We start from the raw sequence: 19,802 nt of genomic DNA on the forward strand, positions 1-19,802 counted from the left end.
ACTATGAAAAAATTACTTACAATCTCTATACAGAAGAGATGGCTCATGCTTGCTCTCTTCCTTTTACTGGGGTTCTTTGGATATTATTCCTGGACCAGATTATCCATAGAAGCCTATCCTGATATTGCCGACGTAACTTCCCAGGTGGTAACACAGGTTCCGGGACTGGCCGCTGAAGAAGTAGAGCAGCAAATCACCATTCCCTTAGAAAGATCACTGAACGGCCTTCCGGGAATGCATGTCATGCGCAGCAAAAGTACCTTCGGGCTATCCATTATCACTATGGTTTTTGATGATGGCATAGATGATTACTGGGCACGCCAGCGTATTCAGGAAAGACTGACAGATGTGGATCTTCCTTATGGTGCACAGCCCGGATTAGATCCCCTCACCTCTCCTATCGGCGAAGTATATCGTTATATTATCGAAAGTAACAACCACAGCCTTCGGGAATTGACGGATTTGCAAAAATTTGTCATCATTCCTAGGATCAAACAGGTTTCAGGAATTGCTGATGTAACGAATTTCGGGGGAATTACCACCCAGTTTCAGATCGAACTGGATCCACATAAACTTGAACAGTATAGTCTTTCCCTCTCAGAAGTAACAGAAACGATTTCCAAAAACAATGTAAGTGCCGGAGGAAGTATGCTTCCCCGCGGAAATCTTGCCTATGTCATCCGCGGAATAGGATTGGTAAAAGATTTAAATGATCTTGGAAAAATTGTGGTAAAAACACAAAACGGGGTTCCTGTTTTTTTGAATGATGTAGGAACTCTGAAATACGGAAACCTGGAAAGAAAAGGAATTCTTGGCTACACAGACCGAAAACGTAATTATTCTGAAAGCGTGGAAGGAATTGTTCTTTTACTGAGAGGTCAAAACCCTTCACAAGTACTGGAAGGAGTACATGAAGCGATTGAAGAACTAAATAACGAAACACTGCCTCTTGGTGTAAAGATCCATCCTTTCCTGGACAGAACAGACCTTGTAAAAACTACCCTTACGACAGTTTCCCATACTCTTACTGAAGGAATTGTATTGGTTATTATTGTACTGATTGTATTTCTTGGAAGCTGGCGTGGAGCATTACTGGTAGCTATTACCATTCCGCTTTCTTTATTATTTGCTTTTATATTAATGCATTTCACCAATATTCCGGCCAACCTGCTTTCACTGGGAGCTATTGATTTTGGAATCATTGTAGACGGAGCGATTGTCATGCTGGAAACCATCCTGAAGAAAAGGGAAGAAAATCCTGAAGAAACACTGGAAGAAAAAACGATAACCCAAAGAGTGATTGAAGTGGCAAAACCTATTTTCTTTTCAACCATTATTATCATTACAGCATACCTTCCATTATTCGCTTTTGAAAGAGTAGAAAAAAAATTATTTACCCCCATGGCCTTTACTATAGGATATGCCCTGTTGGGAGCACTCGCCGTAGCATTGCTTCTGATTCCGGGATTAGCGTACGTAATCTATCGCAAACCCCAGAAGATCTATCACAATAAATGGCTGGAGAAAGTAAGTACCGCCTATGGAAAGAGCATTGAAAAAATAATGCAGGCTCCCAAAAGAGTTATGATTCCTATTACAATCGTCTTGGTATCTGCCGGAATTCTTTCCTACAATGTCGGAAAAGACTTCCTTCCGGAGCTGGATGAAGGTTCTATCTGGCTTCAGGTACAGCTGCCACCCGGAATTTCTTTAGCTAAATCAAAAGAAATGAGTGACACCTTACGTGCCCGCACTTTAAAACATCCTGAAATTACTTATATGATGGTTCAGGCTGGTCGAAATGATGACGGTACCGACCCATGGACTGCTTCCCACTTTGAAGTGTCTATCGGTATAAAACCCTACAGCGAATGGCCTGCAGGAAAAACAAAAGCAGACCTCATCAAAGAACTTGCAGCAGATTATAAAGATATGCCGGGATTCACCGTAGGATTTTCCCAGCCTATGATTGACGGAGTAATGGATAAAATCTCAGGAGCTCACAGCGAATTAGTAGTAAAGGTGTATGGAGAAGATTTTAAAGAAACCAGACGTATTGCCGAAAATGTATTGTCTACTTTAAACCAAATTCCGGGTTCGGCAGACCTTGCCATAGATCAGGAACCGCCATTGCCTCAATTACAGATTATTGCTAACAGAGACAAAATTGCTCAGTATGGCTTGAATGTAGCTGATGTTGCCGACCTTATTGAAGTGGCATTGGGAGGAAAAGCCATTTCTCAGATTTTCATTGGCAATAAAGTCTATGATATTTCATGTCGTTATACTGAAGACAGCCGTGATACTCCGGATAAAATCGGAAATCTGATGCTTACCTCAGCTTCCGGAGCTAAAATTCCTTTATCTCAGGTAGCAGAAGTGAAATTGAGTACTGGTGAAAGTACCATTACTAGAGAAATGAACAAACGACACCTTACCGTTAAGCTGAACTTAAGAGGAACGGATCTTTCTTCATTTTTGAAAAAAGCACAGGACAAAATTGAAAAAGACATCCAATATGACCATGAGAAATACCAGATCAAATGGGGTGGACAGTTTGAAAATCAAAACAGGGCTTATTCCAGATTGGCATTTATTGTTCCGCTGGCATTGGCAATTATGTTCTTGTTATTGTATGGTGCATTTGGAGACTTCAGACAGGCTTTGGTACTGATGTCTATTGTTCCACTGGCATTATTTGGCGGAATGCTGGCACTCAACATACGGGGAATGTCCTTGAATGTATCTTCGGCAGTAGGATTTATCGCATTGTTCGGAGTTGCCATTCAGAATGGAGTTATTATGATTTCTCATATCAACGATCTGCGCAAGAAAGGATATGATCTGAAACAGGCTGCCATCAAAGGAGCAAAAGACCGTTTCAGACCTGTATTGATGACCGCAACGGTGGCTGTAATTGGATTATTCCCAGCTTCACTGGCTACAGGCATCGGTTCGGATGTACAGCGTCCACTGGCAACGGTAATTGTCTACGGGTTAATGTTCTCTACTATTTTAACACTTTTCGTGCTGCCGGCTATTTATTTTATGGCTGAACGCCGCCACGAAAAACAAAATTTGAAATCAGATGAAAATTAAAGTTCATATTATCATATTATCTATAGTATGGTTTAGTATTACAGAGATAAAGGCACAGGAAAAAGAGCTTTTGCAATTTGAAGAATACCTGAGTCTTGTGGGAAATAAAAATCTTGGATATGCTTCTCAAAAATACAATGTAAGTATGGCTGAGGCTGCCATTCAGACCGCTAATATGTTTCCTGATCCCCAATTGGAAATGGAAACCACCAATAATGGAGTGAATCAAAATATGGGATATGTATATGGGGCATCAATGGGATGGACGCTTGAATTGGGTGGTAAAAGAAAAGCACGGGTAAATCTGGCCAGAAACCAATCTGAACTGAGCAAAATACAACTGCAGGATTTCTTCAGGAATCTTCGTGCAGATGCCAGTTTAGGATATATTGATGCTTTAAAATCAAAAGCTTTGCTTGAAGTACAGCAGGATTCTTATAAAAACATGCAGCAACTGGCAAAGTCCGACAGTATCCGTTACCGTTTGGGAACCATATCGTTAGTCACGTCCAAACAGAGTAAATTGGAAGCGGCTTCTTTACTCAATGAAGTATATCAGGCTGAGAGTGCGGAACAACAGGCTCTCACCAGTTTATCAGTCTTTCTTGGCGACAGCAAGATAACAAACAGAGATGTGGCCGGAGATTTTAATACCTTCAACAGGGATTTCAGTATTGACGATCTAACCTTACAAGCTTTGAATGAAAGAGCCGATTTATTGGCAGCAAGACAAAATACAGAAGTAGCTAAAAGCCAGATCAATCTTGAAAAAGCCAACCGTATTATCGACTTAGGCATCAGCGCGGGAGCGGAACGTCATACAGAAGCGACCAACGAAATTGCACCTTCCCCTACCGTAAATGCTGTAAAAATGGGTATCAGTATTCCTTTGAAATTTTCCAACAGAAGAAATGCAGGATTGAAGATTGCAGAAATGGCACATTCTCAGGCAGAAGTTGAATACAAACAAATTGAACAAAGTATAAAAGCTGAAGTGATGCAGGCCTATCAGCAATATACAGCAACTCAGAAACAGCTCAGACAGTTCCAAAACGGGATGCTTTCAGAAGCACAAAGCATCTTGGAAGGAATTACCTACAGCTACAAAAGAGGAGAAAGCTCTATTCTGGAAGTACTGAATGCCCAAAGAACTTACAATAATGTCCGAAAAGATTATTATCAGGCTCTTGCAGATAATGCCGCTGCTTTGATTGAGCTTGAACGGAAAGCAGGAATCTGGGATATTCATTTTTAGAAAGGAAGAGGGAAGCTGGAGGATGGAAGTTTCTGCAAGTCGATGGATAAATACACACCATTTAATTAACTTTTAAATATTTATCAAGCTCATCATGAAATGACAATTGGAGATTCTAAAATACAAATACTACCTCCAGCTTCAGACTTCCAGCTTCCAACAATTAAACGATAATCAGTGATTCTAAAAATACAAATACTACCTCCAGCTTCAAACTTCCAGCTTCCAGCATAAAAAAAGCTCTGAAATCAAATAGATTTCAGAGCTTTTTTTATTTCTTATACTGAGATTCATAAATTTTGATCCAATCATCAGCAGTCATTTTTTTACTGAGTTCAGCAATCAGCTCAAATGGAATATCTTCTACTTTTTTAAAACGTACGCAGGATTTACCCATATCCAGCTTTTTTTTGGAGTGTTTAGGATATTCTGCCACAAACCAGTCGAGAAGTTCCGGTGTGGAATACAGTCCCATATGATACAATGCTATAAAATTCTTCTGAGAAGCTACGCTTAAAAATGGCAGTGGAGTTCCCGGTGTACAGTGATAACCTGCAGGATATGTTTTCAAAGGAACAACCCAACCTACCATACCATAATTTGTGGCTTCTTCGAAACCTTTAGGAAGGTTGTCATTCACCGTATCATAAAGCTTTTTGAAGGCTTCCTGTCTTTCTTCAGGAATTTTTGAGATATAATCCTCTATGGAAACTGACTGAATCTGCATATGGTAATTTTTTCTAAAATACGATTATTTTAGATTATTATTCAAACAAATCATAAAAAAAGGCAGCCACACGAATGCAACTGCCTACAGAAATTATTAACTCAAAAAATTTTATTTCTTAATGGCTTTCACTGTTGATTTTGAGCCATCTTTAAAGTTCATCGTCACTAAATATAAACCAGCGTTCAATTCAGCTAACTGAAGTTCTGTAGTTGGGTTATCAATAGTTTTCACTACTCTTCCCGCTACATCTGTAACAGTTACAGATTTAACATCTTTGATATCTGCAATATGAAGAACATCTCTGAAAGGATTAGGATATACATTCACTTCTTTTTTCTTCAGATGGGTTTCTGAAGTTGATAATGAAGTAGCTACTTCAAAGGTAAAATCAATGAATTCTCCTCTTGAGATAGCTGAACAAGGGTTTGATGGTGCTGTACTGTTATAATCAGTTACTACTCTCATTCTATAACTTCCAAGAGGTGTTCCTGCAGGTACAGTAATCGTTCCGGAAGCATTTGTTATATAAGTGTTGGTAACAAACATTCTTTCTGAAGCTTCAAAAGTCAGATTATTATTCCAGTCTACCCAAACTGCAATTCCACATGTAGGGCCTCCTGCAGTGAAAGACACTGAAGTGTCAGATCCCGGAGCATTGATGATCTTGTTATTGCTTGCTATTAAATTTTGATATCCACCTGCAATACTTGAACCGGATGAATACGTCATATTTACCAATCCTCCGGTAGAACTGAAGTCAGACAGCCATGAGTTCTGTGAAGTAGATGAAGGCAGACAGTAGCCTGTTCTGAATGCTGTAACATCACTCCAGATACTTTTGTCACTAGCACTACATGCAGATCTTACCCATGCATAGTAATTCGTATCTGTAGATAGAGAGCTCAGCGGTGCTGAAGTCGTAGCAGAAGTTGCAGAGTTGGAAGCGTTCAAAACAGTAGATGCATCAGGTGCAGTATTTGTTGTACTGTAATATACTTCATATCCGTTGGCAGGAGCAGAAGCTGGTGCCGTCCAACCGATCGTTGCTGTATTCATTGTCACGTTTGATGATGTAACAGCAGTTGGCTCAAGACAAGAAGGAATATTCTGAACCGTAATATTATCAATATAAATAGAACGTGAAGAACCTCCCAATCCATGTTTAAATGCCAATTGCAAATCAGAACCTACAGGAATATTAACGGTATATTGGGTATGAGTAGTAGTTAAGGTAATAGGAGCTCCAATCTGTGTAAAAGAAGCCGGATCTGCAGGATTCGAAAGTGTTCCCACTAATAATGTATAATTACTTCCCCCCGCTTTTGCATAAAATCTTACACGCTTCGTACCATCTGAAAGGTTTATAGTAGGAGGAGCCACTAACATTTGGCTGCCTGTAGTCCCACTTGAATTATTCATATAATAAGAATTAGGTGCTGAATAGCTATTGGATGCCGCTACATATCCATACCCTGCAAATGAGGTACTTTCCAGATATGCCCAACAGCTTGGAGCATTCGTATTTGAAGTGGAACCTGTACTTGTTGTATCAAAGTTTTCTGTATAAGGAACCGTGAAAGTAGAACAAGCCGTTTTAAATGTTCCTGCAAAAGACCATACACTTTGGCTGGTAGCAGTATTACAATTGGATCTCACCCAATAATAATAGGTGGTATTTGAATTAAGACTTCCAATAGTTGTACTTGTACCTGTTATCCCCGGATAAGTAGGCGTTACTGAACCCGATGGTATTGTGTTTGAAGTACTGTGGTATACATCATAACTGGCAGCACTACCTGTCCATGAAACTAAAGCTGAGTTGGCTGTGATTCCGGAAACGGCCTGCAATACAGGAGGTGCACAATCAGAATAGGCATCTGCTGAAAAAGCAAAAATATTCGGTATCCCTGAACCACTAACTTTAGTTACTGTTACACTTTGTACTAGTTTTGCCTGATTTGCTGCATCTATTGCCAATTCAGCTTGATATAATCTTGGATTGGTTCCACCTTCAGGAGAAGGCACATCATCACCACTGGCTGGAGTAGCCCCCGGCTTTTTAATTCTTCCTATTCCCTGTATCGCAAAATTAGATCCATTATACCAGTCTGAAAGACTTATACTTGAAAATGTCTGTGAACTGCCGTCGGTAAAATTAACCACTACACTTACCGTAGAAGTACCACTTCCACTTACAGCAAGCATATAGAGTTTGATTGCGGCCTTTGGTGTTGTAAATGCCAAAGTTCCGTTATCACTGGTTGCAGCCAATCTTAAAGAATTATTTGCATTTAAACTTGCCAGCTGGAAACTTAATCCGGGAGTTGTTCCCACTACAGAATTAATGAGCCCATCTACAGGAATACCATACGTAATTGCTGCACTTGTAGAGGTCAGCTGAAAATCTTTCGCTACAAAAGCGTATGAAACTCCATCTACGTCATTATTTGTAGAAATTGTTGAAGAACCGATACCGTTTGCAATTACATCAGCGGTTAAGCCTGAAGCAATCGGCATGGTTTGATAATTTTGAGCCATGAGTACACTGGCTGAAAACAGAGCGATAGCAGGTACCACTCTAGAAAATAAATTTATTGCCATTTTAATCACATTTGTGGCGAAATTTAGTAAAAATAACAATACAAAAAAGTTTTTTTTAAACAAAAAATAAAATAATTTCAAAAAAGGTCAAATATCAATATTTCACATACACAAAAATTATCAGAAGTAAAAAAAAATTAAAGAACATTCTCCTATTTCTTAATTGACTCTTAATTTTATTATTGAGAAATTAAATCCTATTTTTGTCATACAAATTTTTTGAACAATGCCGAATATTTCAAACAGAGCACTGCATATGCCGCCATCGCCGGTAAGAAAACTGGTTCCCTTTGCGTTACAAGCAAAACAGAAAGGAATAAAAGTATATCACCTTAATATCGGGCAGCCTGATATTGAAACTCCGGAAACAGCGTTAAATGCTTTAAAAAACATCGATTTAAAAGTATTGGAATATGCGCTTTCTGAAGGAAATATTGAATACAGAAAAGCCCTTACAGAATACTACCATTCATTAGGTTTCTCAGATCTTACCCCTGATAACTTTATTGTTACCAATGGAGGTTCTGAAGCCCTGAACTTTGCCATCTCTACTTTATGTGATGAAGGGGATGAAGTGATTATTCCTGAGCCTTACTATGCCAACTACAACGGTTTCACCAGCACATTTGATGTGAATGTAGTAGCAGTACCTTCTACAATTGACACAGGTTTTGCTTTGCCACCTGTTGAAGAATTCGAGAAAAAAATTACAGAAAAAACAAGAGCAATCATTATCTGTAACCCTGGAAACCCTACCGGATATCTTTATACGCGTGAGGAGCTTCAGAAACTTGCAGAAATTGCTTTGAAATACGATATTGTAATCATCTCTGATGAAGTATACAGAGAATATGTATATGACGGAAAGCAGCAGATCTCCATGCTTGATTTCCCTGAATTAGCGGAAAACTGTATCATCATTGATTCAGAATCCAAGCGTTACTCTATGTGTGGAGTAAGAATCGGATGTATGGTGACCCGTTCCAACAAGATCCGTAATGCAGCTATGCTTTTTGCACAGGCAAGATTAAGCCCGGTTCTTTTGGGACAAATTGCAGCAACAGCAGCACACCAGAACGATGGTCCTTATATCAGAGCAGTAAGAGAAGAATATACCCACAGAAGAAATGTATTGGTAGATCTTTTAAATGCTATTCCTGGAGTTATCTGCCCTAAACCAAGAGGTGCTTTCTACTGTGTTGCAGAGCTTCCGGTAGATGATACTGAAAAATTTGCTCAGTGGCTGCTTGAAAAATACGCTCTTAATAACGAAACCATCATGGTTGCCCCTGCAGGAGGGTTCTACAGCGACCCTGAATTAGGTAAGAAACAGGTGAGAATTGCCTATGTTCTGAAAGAAGAAGATTTAAAAAGAAGTGCTGAAATTCTGAAAGAAGCTTTAAAGAAGTACAGAGAAGAATTCAGTCTGTAAAATATATCCTATGCCGACAACAAAAAAACTCCATCTGAAAATTCTGTTTTCGATTCTTTTGCTGTCGGCATTTTTTTCATGTGATTCCAAAAAGACAGAACAGTCGGCACCCCCTAGAAATCCACACGAAATTACATTCATCAGTGTATCTGATATTGGGGGAAGCCTTGGAAATTACAGAATTATCAAAGCCACAAAAGATTCTGTTTTTGCAGAAAAAGGGATAACAGCCCAACAAAGCCATAAAGCATGGGCATCTGCCATCAATCCCGAAGTCTGGAAAAAACTTGTATCATCAGTCCATATTGTAGATCTTGATCATATAAAAAGTTCTCCCAGCCAACAGTCTGTAGACGGAATAGATGAAACATTCCAGATCCGGACTCCGAAAAAATCCCATATTTATGTAAATGCTTATGCAGACACTTTACATTACAAACAGCTACAGCAACTTAAAGAACAACTAGACAAGATTCTTCCCAAAGAATACAAATAAAACATGCAGGAAAATTTTTCATTAAAACCTTATAACACATTCGGTGTTGAAGCCAAAGCCCATTATTTTACTGAAGTCAGTACTATTGATGAATTAAAAGAGGCGCTCATTTTCTCGAAGACGAATTCCCTTCAGCTTCTGTTTTTGGGAGGCGGGAGTAACATTCTTCTTACCAAAGATTTTGACGGTCTTGCTATTCAACTGAATTTAAAAGGAATTTCCGAAGAACACATCAGTGAAAATGAAGTATTAGTAACCGCAAAAGCAGGTGAAAACTGGCATGAATTTGTGATGTACTGCCTGCAAAAAAATTATGGAGGACTTGAAAACCTGTCCTTAATTCCGGGAAATGTGGGAACTTCTCCTATGCAGAATATCGGGGCTTACGGAACAGAGATCAAAGACGTTTTTGTAAGCTGTGAGGCATTGGATCTGGAAAATCTTGAACTGAGGACCTTCAGTCTTGAACAATGTAGATTCGGATACAGAGATTCTATTTTCAAGCAGGAAGGAAAAGGCAGATATGTTATTCTTGGAGTCACTTTTAAGCTTACCCAAAAAGAACATCGTATCAAAACCGAATATGGAGCTATCCAATCCGAACTGGAAAATCTTGGCATTAAAAATCCTACGATTCAGGATGTTTCCAAAGCGGTGATCCATATCAGACAAAGCAAACTGCCGGATCCTAAGAAAATTGGAAATGCCGGAAGTTTTTTCAAGAACCCGACAATTCCTCTTGCCCAGTTTGAAGCATTAAAACAGCAATTTGAAAATATTCAGGGTTATCCCAATGGAAACATGGTAAAAGTACCCGCAGGATGGTTAATTGAGCAATGTGGATGGAAAGGAAAGCAGATCGGAAATGCAGCTTCCCACCAACTTCAATCATTGGTGATCATCAATGCTACAGGAAAGGCTACCGGAAAGGAAATTTTTGATTTTTCTACAGAAATCATCAATTCTGTGAAAGAAAAGTTCGGAATAGAGCTTGAACGGGAAGTGAATATTATTTAATCTAAAAAATACAAAGGCTGATTCTATTGGAATGCAGCCTTTTTTTTCTTATTATCTGTACGTATTGGATAAACGCAAAGTCGCAAGGATCTTTTATTTTCTTCGTTATTATTTAAAGTCGCAAGGATTTTATCTTCGATAAAATTTAATACTGTTCGATCTTTGTGCTACAAAAGGATTAACCTTATCTTATTTTATTCTCACTCTTGCTGAAAACCTCCGATTTTCTCGCGCCTTAAAACGGCATATTATTCAAAACCTTTACGCCTTTGCATTTTCCAACAATAATATAGTTTTTATTTTATCTATGGTAAAATTGAACTCTACCTATTTTAGGTAATATAATCTCGCGCGGATTTCGCAGATGACACAGACCTTTAGACATTGTTTTTTATTTCACTATTGCTTAAAATCTCATGTTGATTGAAGTCGAAATATTCTTGCCCTTAAAAGCGATCTATTATTCAAAATCTTTGCACCTTTGCTTTTTCCAATAAAAATTAATTCAGAATCAATTCATATCCAGTCTCCGGAAAATCATTATTTTAGCTTAAAAATTACAATTCGTGATGAAAATAGCTATTCTTGGAGCCGGAAATATGGGACTTTCTTTTTCAAAATCATTTTTGAAATACGAACTGATCAAACCTGAACACCTTCATCTTATTATCAGAAATCAGGAAAAAATCTCCAAAATAGCTGAAGAATTTCCCCATTCTAAAATTTCTACGTTTGAAGAAATTCAGGAACTCGATGCTGATTTAATCATTATTGCCGTAAAGCCTCAGGATTTTCATACCGTTGCTCAAAATATTCAATTTACCTTCAAAGAAAACCAGATGGTTCTCTCCATCATGGCAGGGATTAATATTGAAAAAATTCAGAAATCGCTGAATCATCCATTAGTGGTAAGAGCAATGCCGAACTCTCCTACCCTTTTGGGAATGGGAATTACAGGATATACCGCAGCTAACGGAATCTCTTTCAGTCAATTAATCAGTATAGAAAGATTATTGAACAGTACCGGAAGATCGGTTTATCTTGAGGATGAAGAACTTCTGGATGGTGTTACAGCTCTTTCAGGAAGTGGTCCTGCTTATTTTTATTATATCATCGATGCCATGATTAAAGCAGGGGTCGAAATGGGAATTGAAGAAAACCTTTCCAAACTTTTTGTAAAACAAACCATGCTAGGAGCGTATCACCTGATTAATAATTCTGACAAAAATCTTGAAGAACTGATTAAAGACGTTGCTTCTAAAGGCGGAACTACTGAAGCTGCTTTAAAAACGTTTGAAGAAAACAGTTTCAAAGAAATTCTGAAACAGGGAATTCTGAATGCCGAAAAGCGCGCGAAGGAACTTAATAATTAAATCTTTTATCAATAGCGCTGCACAATATCCATCCCAGATAAACTCCAAAAGTATTCAGGATGATATCATCTACTTCAAATATTCCCATTCTTGTAAAGTACTGAAGAGCTTCTACAATTAAGATGCATGAGATAAAACCAAACATCAGTGGCTTTAATTTTTTCAGTTCGGGAATCATCCAGCCCAGAAATCCAAAAGGAATAAACATAATAATATTGCCCAAAACAATCGTCACAATATCGATCGTCTTATTCGGACCCTGAATAAATTTTATCGTAGAAAAAACAGGTTCTATCGTGATAAGATTTTCCTCGTACTGAAATCTGCCCATTCCTAAAAACATCAGATAGAGCAAAAGCAGACTATAGGGAACAATAATGATTTTATATATTTTCTTTAACATTGAACTGCTAATATATTCATTTCAAAAACATTAAATTTGTGTATTAAAATAATTTAATGAAATACGTTCTACTTACACTTATTTCAGCAATGCTGCTGTCGGTTTCATGGCCAACTTATGGAGTTCCGTTTTTTATATTTTTCGCCCTTGTTCCTCTTCTGATGATGGAACATGGAATTTCAAAATTCTCAGATTATAAAAGGAAAAGCTGGGTCGTCTTCGGATTATCTTACTTATGTTTTGTGATCTGGAATGTAGTCACTACAGGCTGGCTGTATGGCTCAAAAAACCCTGACGGAAGCCACTCTATGATGGCTGTATTATTCCCGGTACTGGTAAATTCCCTTTTATATTCTTTGGTATTCCAATGTTATCACTGGTACAAAAATGCTCAGGGAACCTATTGGGGATTAGGATTTTTAATTGCCATCTGGATGAGCTTTGAGAAGTTTCATTTGGGATGGGAACTGACATGGCCATGGCTGAACCTGGGGAATGTATTTTCAGACTACCCAAAGCTGATCCAATGGTATGACACGTTAGGTGCCACAGGGGGAAGCTTCTGGATTCTTTTGGTTAATGTTTTAATATTCTATACGGTAAGAACCTGGGAAGCCGGAAGAAAAAGAAAAGATCTGATTAAAAACTCTGCGATCGTAGGGGCTTTAATTATCTTACCAATGATTATTTCAGTGATCAAATACAATAGTTTTGATGAAAAGCCTATCGGACAGGTAAGCGTTCTGATGCTCCAGCCGGATCTTGATCCTTATGCTGAAAAATATTCAAAAGACAGTCTGACCATAGAACAGGATTTATTGGCTCTTGCTGAAAAAAACTCAACAGGTAAGATTGATTACTATATTGCTCCTGAAACGGCGCTTCCGGGAAAAGGATCTATTTCTGAAACAGCTTTTGAAAAGAGTTTACTTTTAAATAATATCAAAGGATTTTTATCCAATCATCCGGGATCTGTTTTTGCTACAGGAATTTCTTCCCACCGTTTTTTTTATAATCCGGCTGATTTACCTAAAGAAGCCTACCAAATCAATAGCGGTGTTTGGGTGAGCAGCTATAATACAGCGATTCAACTGGTTCCTAACCAAAAAGTTCAGGCTTATCACAAGGGAAAACTGGTGCCGGGTGTAGAAATATTCCCTTATATGAATGTTTTAAAACCATTGTTGGGAGATGCCATGCTGAACCTTGGCGGTACCGTAGCCTCTTTGGGGACAGATAAAGAAAGAGTTGCCTTTTCAAACCCTTACAATAAAGGGAAGCTGGCACCGATTATCTGCTATGAAAGTATTTACGGGGAGTTTGTAACAGACTATGTAAAAAAAGGAGCTAATTTCTTAGGCATTATGACCAACGATTCCTGGTGGGGCGTTACAGAAGGACACAAACAACTTCTATCTTACGCGAAATTAAGAGCTATTGAAACCAGAAGAGAAATTGCCCGTGCGGCCAACAGTGGGATTTCAGCGCATATCAATGCTAAAGGAGAGATCACCGCTGATACTTTCTATGGTGACCAAACAGCCTTATTCGCAAAGGTAAATCTTTATGATACCATGACATTCTATACCAGAGCCGGAGATATTCTTTCAAGATTTTCCCTATTTGCCTTAGGATTTTTATTGTTCTATTACCTGATTGAATGGTTTAAAAAGAAAACGAAGAAAGCGTAGTTTTTAAACACGAATTGCGCAAATATTTCCACAAATAACACAAGATCTACACGATCAGCGGGAAAATAGAATACTCGCAAATTCTACAGATTTTTTACATAAAAAAAGAGAAAAGCCAGCTGGACGTCTGGCTTTTCTCATTGATAGAAGATAGAATTGATTCAATTACTTAATCGTAAGTTTTCTGGTGGTTATTTCGTTTTTTATCTTCAGTTTTAATAAATATACTCCTTTAGGTAAATGAGAAACATCAATAGACTGATCTCCGTTTACCTTAATATTCAGTTTTCTTCCATCCATCGAATACATTTCGGCTTCTGAAACTTTTTCGCCTTTGATATACACTTTATCTGATACCGGATTAGGATAGATAACAAGTTGCTTTTCAGATTTGATGTCCGCTGTTCCCAGCACACTTTGAGTAGAAGCATCAGAATACACTTTTGAAGCATCAATAGATTTTACACTCCAGTATACATTCTGAATGGACGGATCAAGATCCAGAAACCATGATGGTGTGGTTACTACATACTTAGCAATATCATGAGCTCCCTGTGTAGATCCTACGGTAATTTCATAACGTAAGGCATTCACCGGAGTTTTATCATCCGATGCTCCGCTCCAGGTAAAATTGAACCTGTTTCCGTTTTTCGTCATATTCAGCTGAGTAGGTGCCGCAGGTTTTGCATTGGCCGCTGTAGCATTATTTTTAAATACTTTCGTTAGTGAAGGCAAATCAGAAGCAGCCCAGTCGAATCCACCCAGTAAGATATCCAGATGATGATCGTTATTAAAATCAAAAAGCTGAACCATCCCCGGACCTCCCAGTTCATGGATACCCGTTATGATTCCTTCATTAAATGTATTATTGGATGCATTATAGATATACGTTTTCACAACGGCATTATAGTTTTCATTCCCGGAAATGATAAAGTCGTAATACCCATCATTATTAAGATCACCAACACTTAATGCCGCATCTGAAATATCCCCTACCGCAATGGTCTGAGCATTCAGTGTACCGGTACCATCATTCATTAAAACGGCAAAATACCCATCATCATTGGCATCCCTTCCAATCACCACGATATCCTGAAAACCGTCTGCATTAAAGTCTGCAAAATCTATTTTCCCTACTGCTACGGGAGCAAGATCCTGAGTATGAGTCAGAACCCCTGCCTGATTCATATATACTTTGGATACAGGATCCCCGTTGATATCCGATCCGATAATCACAAGATCCAGAAGATGATCGTTATTAAGGTCTACCACTTTAAAACTTCCGCTCTGAGTTCCATCCACCCAGTTTTCCGTCAGAACAAAATCAGTCCCTGTATTTTTATAATAATCCAGGCTATTTCCGAAACCTCCTCCATGAGCATATTGAGTACCATTAATGGCATAATCAGGTTTTCCGTCATGATTAAAATCAAAAACTTCCAGAGAACCATATATTTTACCGGGTAACTCTGCTTCTTTTACAAATCCTGTCCCGGTATTTTTGAATCGGTATTGTTTATAATTAACAACATCCCAATAGCTGAGTCCTGTAGAAACAATATCCATCAGCCCGTCATTATTATAGTCAATGAACTTAATATCTCCCAGATGCGTCACATCTGCTCCTAATCCTGCAAACGGTAATAAAGTCGTCCCGTTATTCTGATATACTTCATTGTAGGTACTGTCTACATTTCCATCACCGTCAGAATCTATTGCACCATTGAGTACAATATCCAGCGTACCATTGTTGTCTATATCCGCAATATCAGCTGCTGAATAATAAAAATTATTCATGCTGGTCTGCACCTCAGTAAAGTTCTGAGCCATCAGACTGACAGGCAACATAGACCATAAAATATAAATCCTCCTCATAGTTGTTTTTATTTAGATTAATTAAAAACAAAGATAGAATATTAAATTCTTTGCTTAAAAAAAAGCCTGTATGAAATATATCAGCACTGATTAACTGCTGTATCCCAAGGATTCTACTATTTTAAAAATTCATGATTATTAATCAGCCACTTATTTGCAAATATTTTCTAAAAGATTTGTCTATCTAAAAAATTCTTCGTTATTTTGCACTCTCAAATATTATACAAATAAGAACATCGAGATATGTCAAGAATTTGCCAAATAACAGGAAAGCGTGCAATGGTTGGTAACAACGTTTCTCACGCTAATAACAAAACGAAGCGTCGTTTTGAAATTAACTTATTAGAGAAGAAGTTTTACCTTCCAGAGCAAGATAAGCACGTTACACTGAAAGTATCAGCTCATGGATTGAGAGTGATTAACAAGATTGGAATCGAGGAAGCTATTGAAAGAGCTACTAGAAACGGATTGATTAAAAAGAATTAATAAATCATGGCAAAAAAAGGAAATAGAGTTCAAGTAATCCTTGAATGTACAGAGCACAAAGAAAGTGGTATGCCAGGAATGTCTAGATACATTTCTACAAAAAATAAAAAGAACACTACAGAGAGATTGGAATTGAAAAAATACAATCCTGTTCTTAAGAGATCTACCCTTCACAAAGAAATTAAGTAATTTATAAATAATAACTTACCATGGCAAAGAAAGTAGTAGCAACCCTACAAACTGGGTCTAAAAAAATGACTAAAGTGGTGAAAATGGTTAAGTCTTCTAAATCAGGAGCTTACGTTTTCGAAGAAAAAGTAATGAATGCTGACGAAGTAGATGGTTATTTAAAGAAATAATCTGTACTTTGTTTACAATATAAAAAACTACTCATATTTTGTGAGTAGTTTTTTTGTTATTTTTATGCTTAAAAAACATACAAATGAAATCGTTGTTTACGCTGCTTTTGGGCACCATTATTTTCTGTCCCATTTCGGCTCAAAGTATTAAAACAAATACAAATAAAGGAGTCGTTTTAACGGTCCTTGGAAATGTACAGGATGCAGGTTCACCACAGGCAGGCTGTAAGAAAAGCTGTTGTGCTGATCTTTGGAAACATCCCAGACAAGATCGGAAAATTATATCAATGGGAGTCATTGATTACGATCTGCAAAAAAATTATATTTTCGACAGCAGTCCTGATTTTACTTCACAACTTCAATGGTTACAGGAAAAATCCGGCACATTGGAAAAAACAGCTCCGGATGGAATTTTTATCACGCATGCCCACATTGGCCATTATACAGGTTTGATGTTTTTGGGAAGAGAAGGTATGAATTCTAAAAATGTTCCGGTGTATGCTATGCCGATACTTAAGAAGTATTTTGAGAATAACGGACCCTGGTCACAATTGGTTCATTTAAAAAACATTGAAGTCCGGGAAATGAAGAATGAAGTGCCACTACAAATAAATCCTCATCTTCAGGTCACTCCTATTTTAGTGCCCCATCGGGATGAATACTCCGAAACAGTAGGATACTTAATTCAGGGACCCCATAAGAAGGCTTTATTTATACCCGATATTGATAAATGGAATACATGGAAGCACAGCATTACAGATTTCATCAAAAAGGTTGATTATGCATTTTTAGATGCCACGTTTTATGACGCTGAAGAAGTAGGTTTCAGAGATATCTCAGAAATTCCCCATCCATTTGTAACGGAAAGCATGGAGCTTTTTAAAAACCTGCCGGTTCAGGAAAAAAAGAAAATCTACTTTATTCACTTCAATCACACCAACAAACTTTTAATTCCGGATAGCCAGCAGAGTAAAACGGTTCTGGCCAATGGATTTAATATTGCAATGCTTGGAGATACGGTAGAACTATAATTTTAAATAAGAAAAAGATACACAATACAACGGGCTTAACGTGGTGAGATAGTCTATATTTTATAGATAATGTAAAAAAAACACTCATTTTTTGGGTAGTTTTTTTGCTATCTTTGCTCACCAGATTATTAATCAGCAAAATATGAAAAAGATTCTTGTTCTGTTATGTACAGCAACTTTTCTATTTTCATTCAGTCAGAAAACAATGAACCCTGTAGAATATAAAAGTTCGCCGAAAGTTTTCAACATAAAAGGATTATCTCAGTCAGTCAGTATTGACTGTGGCAGTTCTAAAATGGTTTTATTATCCGGACAGGTGCCTCTGGATCTGGAGGGTAACGTTGTGGGGAATACTATTGAAGATCAGGCACAGCAGATTTTCAAAAATATTGAAAACATCCTGAAAGAATATGAAGGCACAGGAAAAGATATTATCAAACTGGTAATCTACACCACAGATATCAAAAAAACAGCTGATTTCAGAAAAGTTAGGGATTTGTATGTCAATCTTCAAAATCCTCCTGTAAGCAGCCTTGTAGAAGTGAGCAGGCTTTTCAGAGATGATGTGCTTATAGAAGTAGAAGCCACAGCAGTGATTAAAAATAAATAAGAATAAACTAAAACTATGAGTTGGTTTAAAAATATTTTCAAAAAAGAAGAAAAAGAAACTTTAGACAAAGGATTGGAAAAATCCAGCCAGGGATTCTTTGAAAAAATGACGAAAGCCGTAGTCGGCAAAAGTAAAGTAGATGATGAGGTACTTGATGATCTTGAAGAAGTACTGATTGCTTCAGATGTAGGCGCTTCTACTACTATCAAAATCATAGGAAGAATTGAAGAACGTGTTGCCAGAGACAAATATGTAAGCGTTAACGAGCTTGACAAAATTCTTCGTGATGAGATTTCAGGATTATTGCTTGAAAATCCTCATGCCGGTACAGGAAATATTGACACTTCCAAAAAGCCTTATGTCATCATGGTTGTAGGAGTGAATGGAGTGGGCAAAACAACGACTATAGGGAAACTGGCTCATCAGTTCAAATCAGAAGGTAAAAAGGTGGTTCTTGGTGCGGCTGATACCTTCAGAGCGGCTGCAGTAGACCAGCTTGTCATCTGGAGCGAAAGAGTGGGCGTTCCTATTGTAAAACAGGAAATGGGCTCTGATCCTGCTTCCGTAGCATTTGACACTGTACAAAGTGCGGTTGCACAAAACGCGGATGTAGTAATCATCGATACGGCAGGAAGACTTCACAATAAAATCAACCTGATGAACGAACTTTCCAAGATCAAAAGGGTAATGCAGAAAGTAATTCCTGATGCACCCCATGAGATCCTACTGGTACTTGACGGCTCTACAGGACAGAATGCTTTCGAACAGGCAAAACAGTTTACCGCTGCTACAGAAGTAAATGCATTAGCAGTAACCAAACTGGACGGAACAGCAAAAGGAGGTGTTGTAATTGGTATCTCCGATCAATTCCAAATTCCGGTTAAATATATTGGTGTAGGCGAAAAAATGCAGGATTTACAGCTTTTTAATGGTACGGAATTTGTAGACTCATTCTTCAAGAAAAGATGATTTATATCATGTTTTCCCTTATATTAGTAAACAAATCATTTTTAAATATTAACAATAAAAAAATTTGCAACTATGGGAATATTAACATGGATCTTATTTGGTCTTATTGCAGGTGCTATCGCTAAAATGATCATGCCGGGAACTCAGGGAGGAGGATGGCTTATCACTATTATCCTGGGAATTCTGGGAGCGTTTATAGGAGGAGCTATAGGAGTTTACATTCTACACTGGGGAGATGTCACTTCATTCTGGAATCCTAGAAGCTGGATTCTCTCAATTGGAGGCGCTTTAATTATCCTCTGGATTTACGGAATGGCAACAAAGAAAAGCTGATATTAACGCTGATAAAAAATAAAATCCCGGATCTGAAATTTC

The 19,802-nt window shown here is 37.9% G+C and carries 18 protein-coding genes; 14 read left to right on the forward strand and 4 right to left on the reverse strand.

What is annotated here, in order from left to right:
• Positions 1 to 3: 3 nt before the first annotated feature.
• Entirely contained in the window at positions 4 to 3,099 is a 3,096-nt protein-coding gene (locus CQ022_RS10695; RefSeq protein WP_105681381.1) for an efflux RND transporter permease subunit, read from the forward strand.
• Positions 3,089 to 4,354 (forward strand): TolC family protein, encoded by a 1,266-nt coding sequence (locus CQ022_RS10700; protein ID WP_105681382.1) that lies wholly within the window; start codon positions 3,089 to 3,091, stop codon positions 4,352 to 4,354. The genes CQ022_RS10695 and CQ022_RS10700 overlap by 11 nt, the downstream gene beginning before the upstream one ends.
• Before the next feature lie 271 nt (positions 4,355 to 4,625).
• Here CQ022_RS10700 and CQ022_RS10705 read toward each other — a convergent pair whose 3' ends face one another.
• Together CQ022_RS10705 and CQ022_RS10710 are read right to left on the reverse strand one after the other, a co-directional pair.
• On the reverse strand, positions 4,626 to 5,081 hold the full coding sequence (locus CQ022_RS10705) for a DUF1801 domain-containing protein (protein WP_105681383.1): 456 nt from the start codon (positions 5,079 to 5,081) through the stop codon (positions 4,626 to 4,628).
• Positions 5,082 to 5,192: 111 nt separating this feature from the next.
• Entirely contained in the window at positions 5,193 to 7,685 is a 2,493-nt protein-coding gene (locus tag CQ022_RS10710) for a GEVED domain-containing protein (RefSeq protein ID WP_105681384.1), read from the reverse strand.
• Positions 7,686 to 7,911: 226 nt separating this feature from the next.
• Here CQ022_RS10710 and CQ022_RS10715 point away from each other — a divergent pair, with 226 nt between their 5' ends.
• The 4 genes from CQ022_RS10715 (at position 7,912) to proC (ending at position 12,003) form a co-directional block, all read left to right on the forward strand.
• Positions 7,912 to 9,117, forward strand: coding sequence for a pyridoxal phosphate-dependent aminotransferase (locus tag CQ022_RS10715; protein WP_105681385.1), 1,206 nt, complete (start codon positions 7,912 to 7,914; stop codon positions 9,115 to 9,117).
• A gap of 10 nt (positions 9,118 to 9,127) precedes the next feature.
• A complete protein-coding gene (locus CQ022_RS10720) occupies positions 9,128 to 9,613 on the forward strand; it encodes a hypothetical protein (protein WP_105681386.1) in 486 nt (161 codons plus the stop codon).
• Positions 9,614 to 9,616: 3 nt separating this feature from the next.
• On the forward strand, positions 9,617 to 10,630 hold the full coding sequence (murB, locus tag CQ022_RS10725; protein WP_105681387.1) for a UDP-N-acetylmuramate dehydrogenase: 1,014 nt from the start codon (positions 9,617 to 9,619) through the stop codon (positions 10,628 to 10,630).
• 569 nt (positions 10,631 to 11,199) lie between these two features.
• Positions 11,200 to 12,003: a pyrroline-5-carboxylate reductase gene (proC, locus tag CQ022_RS10730; RefSeq protein WP_105681388.1), complete on the forward strand. Its 804-nt coding sequence runs from the start codon at positions 11,200 to 11,202 to the stop codon at positions 12,001 to 12,003.
• Here proC and CQ022_RS10735 read toward each other — a convergent pair.
• On the reverse strand, positions 11,993 to 12,406 hold the full coding sequence (locus tag CQ022_RS10735) for a VanZ family protein (protein WP_105681389.1): 414 nt from the start codon (positions 12,404 to 12,406) through the stop codon (positions 11,993 to 11,995). The genes proC and CQ022_RS10735 overlap by 11 nt on opposite strands.
• A 56-nt stretch (positions 12,407 to 12,462) precedes the next feature.
• Between CQ022_RS10735 and lnt the strand changes: the two genes are divergently transcribed.
• Entirely contained in the window at positions 12,463 to 14,097 is a 1,635-nt protein-coding gene (gene lnt / locus CQ022_RS10740; protein ID WP_105681390.1) for an apolipoprotein N-acyltransferase, read from the forward strand.
• A gap of 165 nt (positions 14,098 to 14,262) precedes the next feature.
• Here lnt and CQ022_RS10745 read toward each other — a convergent pair whose 3' ends face one another.
• On the reverse strand, positions 14,263 to 15,972 hold the full coding sequence (locus tag CQ022_RS10745) for a T9SS type A sorting domain-containing protein (protein WP_228421524.1): 1,710 nt from the start codon (positions 15,970 to 15,972) through the stop codon (positions 14,263 to 14,265).
• A 243-nt stretch (positions 15,973 to 16,215) separates the two neighbouring features.
• On the opposite strand from CQ022_RS10745, the gene rpmB reads away from it, so the two are divergent.
• The 7 genes from rpmB (at position 16,216) to CQ022_RS10780 (ending at position 19,760) form a co-directional block, all read left to right on the forward strand.
• The gene (rpmB, locus tag CQ022_RS10750; protein ID WP_002976757.1) at positions 16,216 to 16,458 is read left to right on the forward strand and encodes a 50S ribosomal protein L28; all 243 of its coding nucleotides are present in this window, start codon (positions 16,216 to 16,218) and stop codon (positions 16,456 to 16,458) included.
• A gap of 6 nt (positions 16,459 to 16,464) precedes the next feature.
• Positions 16,465 to 16,647, forward strand: a complete 183-nt coding sequence (rpmG, locus tag CQ022_RS10755; protein ID WP_027373683.1) for a 50S ribosomal protein L33 — start codon at positions 16,465 to 16,467, stop codon at positions 16,645 to 16,647.
• Positions 16,648 to 16,667: 20 nt separating this feature from the next.
• Positions 16,668 to 16,817, forward strand: coding sequence for a DUF4295 family protein (locus tag CQ022_RS10760; protein ID WP_065722020.1), 150 nt, complete (start codon positions 16,668 to 16,670; stop codon positions 16,815 to 16,817).
• Positions 16,818 to 16,900: 83 nt separating this feature from the next.
• A complete protein-coding gene (locus tag CQ022_RS10765) occupies positions 16,901 to 17,848 on the forward strand; it encodes an MBL fold metallo-hydrolase (RefSeq protein WP_105681392.1) in 948 nt (315 codons plus the stop codon).
• Between the two features lie 142 nt (positions 17,849 to 17,990).
• A complete protein-coding gene (locus CQ022_RS10770) occupies positions 17,991 to 18,458 on the forward strand; it encodes a RidA family protein (protein ID WP_105681393.1) in 468 nt (155 codons plus the stop codon).
• A 15-nt stretch (positions 18,459 to 18,473) separates the two neighbouring features.
• A complete protein-coding gene (ftsY, locus tag CQ022_RS10775; RefSeq protein WP_047425904.1) occupies positions 18,474 to 19,427 on the forward strand; it encodes a signal recognition particle-docking protein FtsY in 954 nt (317 codons plus the stop codon).
• A 72-nt stretch (positions 19,428 to 19,499) separates the two neighbouring features.
• Positions 19,500 to 19,760: a GlsB/YeaQ/YmgE family stress response membrane protein gene (locus tag CQ022_RS10780; protein ID WP_050019846.1), complete on the forward strand. Its 261-nt coding sequence runs from the start codon at positions 19,500 to 19,502 to the stop codon at positions 19,758 to 19,760.
• Positions 19,761 to 19,802: the final 42 nt, after the last annotated feature.

The sequence above is a fragment of the Chryseobacterium culicis genome (assembly GCF_002979755.1).
GTDB classification, from domain to species: Bacteria; Bacteroidota; Bacteroidia; order Flavobacteriales; family Weeksellaceae; genus Chryseobacterium; species Chryseobacterium culicis_A.

What these genes read in the sequence shown, in the direction of transcription:
- CQ022_RS10745 (WP_228421524.1), bottom strand. Translation starts at nt 15,972, where the DNA reads ATGAGGAGGATTTATATTTTATGGTCTATGTTGCCTGTCAGTCTGATG.
- rpmG (WP_027373683.1), top strand. Translation starts at nt 16,465, where the DNA reads ATGGCAAAAAAAGGAAATAGAGTTCAAGTAATCCTTGAATGTACAGAG.
- CQ022_RS10705 (WP_105681383.1), bottom strand. Translation starts at nt 5,081, where the DNA reads ATGCAGATTCAGTCAGTTTCCATAGAGGATTATATCTCAAAAATTCCT.
- CQ022_RS10765 (WP_105681392.1), top strand. Translation starts at nt 16,901, where the DNA reads ATGAAATCGTTGTTTACGCTGCTTTTGGGCACCATTATTTTCTGTCCC.
- CQ022_RS10710 (WP_105681384.1), bottom strand. Translation starts at nt 7,685, where the DNA reads ATGGCAATAAATTTATTTTCTAGAGTGGTACCTGCTATCGCTCTGTTT.
- CQ022_RS10700 (WP_105681382.1), top strand. Translation starts at nt 3,089, where the DNA reads ATGAAAATTAAAGTTCATATTATCATATTATCTATAGTATGGTTTAGT.
- CQ022_RS10735 (WP_105681389.1), bottom strand. Translation starts at nt 12,406, where the DNA reads ATGTTAAAGAAAATATATAAAATCATTATTGTTCCCTATAGTCTGCTT.
- ftsY (WP_047425904.1), top strand. Translation starts at nt 18,474, where the DNA reads ATGAGTTGGTTTAAAAATATTTTCAAAAAAGAAGAAAAAGAAACTTTA.
- CQ022_RS10770 (WP_105681393.1), top strand. Translation starts at nt 17,991, where the DNA reads ATGAAAAAGATTCTTGTTCTGTTATGTACAGCAACTTTTCTATTTTCA.
- rpmB (WP_002976757.1), top strand. Translation starts at nt 16,216, where the DNA reads ATGTCAAGAATTTGCCAAATAACAGGAAAGCGTGCAATGGTTGGTAAC.
- proC (WP_105681388.1), top strand. Translation starts at nt 11,200, where the DNA reads ATGAAAATAGCTATTCTTGGAGCCGGAAATATGGGACTTTCTTTTTCA.
- CQ022_RS10695 (WP_105681381.1), top strand. Translation starts at nt 4, where the DNA reads ATGAAAAAATTACTTACAATCTCTATACAGAAGAGATGGCTCATGCTT.
- CQ022_RS10715 (WP_105681385.1), top strand. Translation starts at nt 7,912, where the DNA reads ATGCCGAATATTTCAAACAGAGCACTGCATATGCCGCCATCGCCGGTA.
- CQ022_RS10720 (WP_105681386.1), top strand. Translation starts at nt 9,128, where the DNA reads ATGCCGACAACAAAAAAACTCCATCTGAAAATTCTGTTTTCGATTCTT.
- CQ022_RS10780 (WP_050019846.1), top strand. Translation starts at nt 19,500, where the DNA reads ATGGGAATATTAACATGGATCTTATTTGGTCTTATTGCAGGTGCTATC.
- lnt (WP_105681390.1), top strand. Translation starts at nt 12,463, where the DNA reads ATGAAATACGTTCTACTTACACTTATTTCAGCAATGCTGCTGTCGGTT.
- murB (WP_105681387.1), top strand. Translation starts at nt 9,617, where the DNA reads ATGCAGGAAAATTTTTCATTAAAACCTTATAACACATTCGGTGTTGAA.
- CQ022_RS10760 (WP_065722020.1), top strand. Translation starts at nt 16,668, where the DNA reads ATGGCAAAGAAAGTAGTAGCAACCCTACAAACTGGGTCTAAAAAAATG.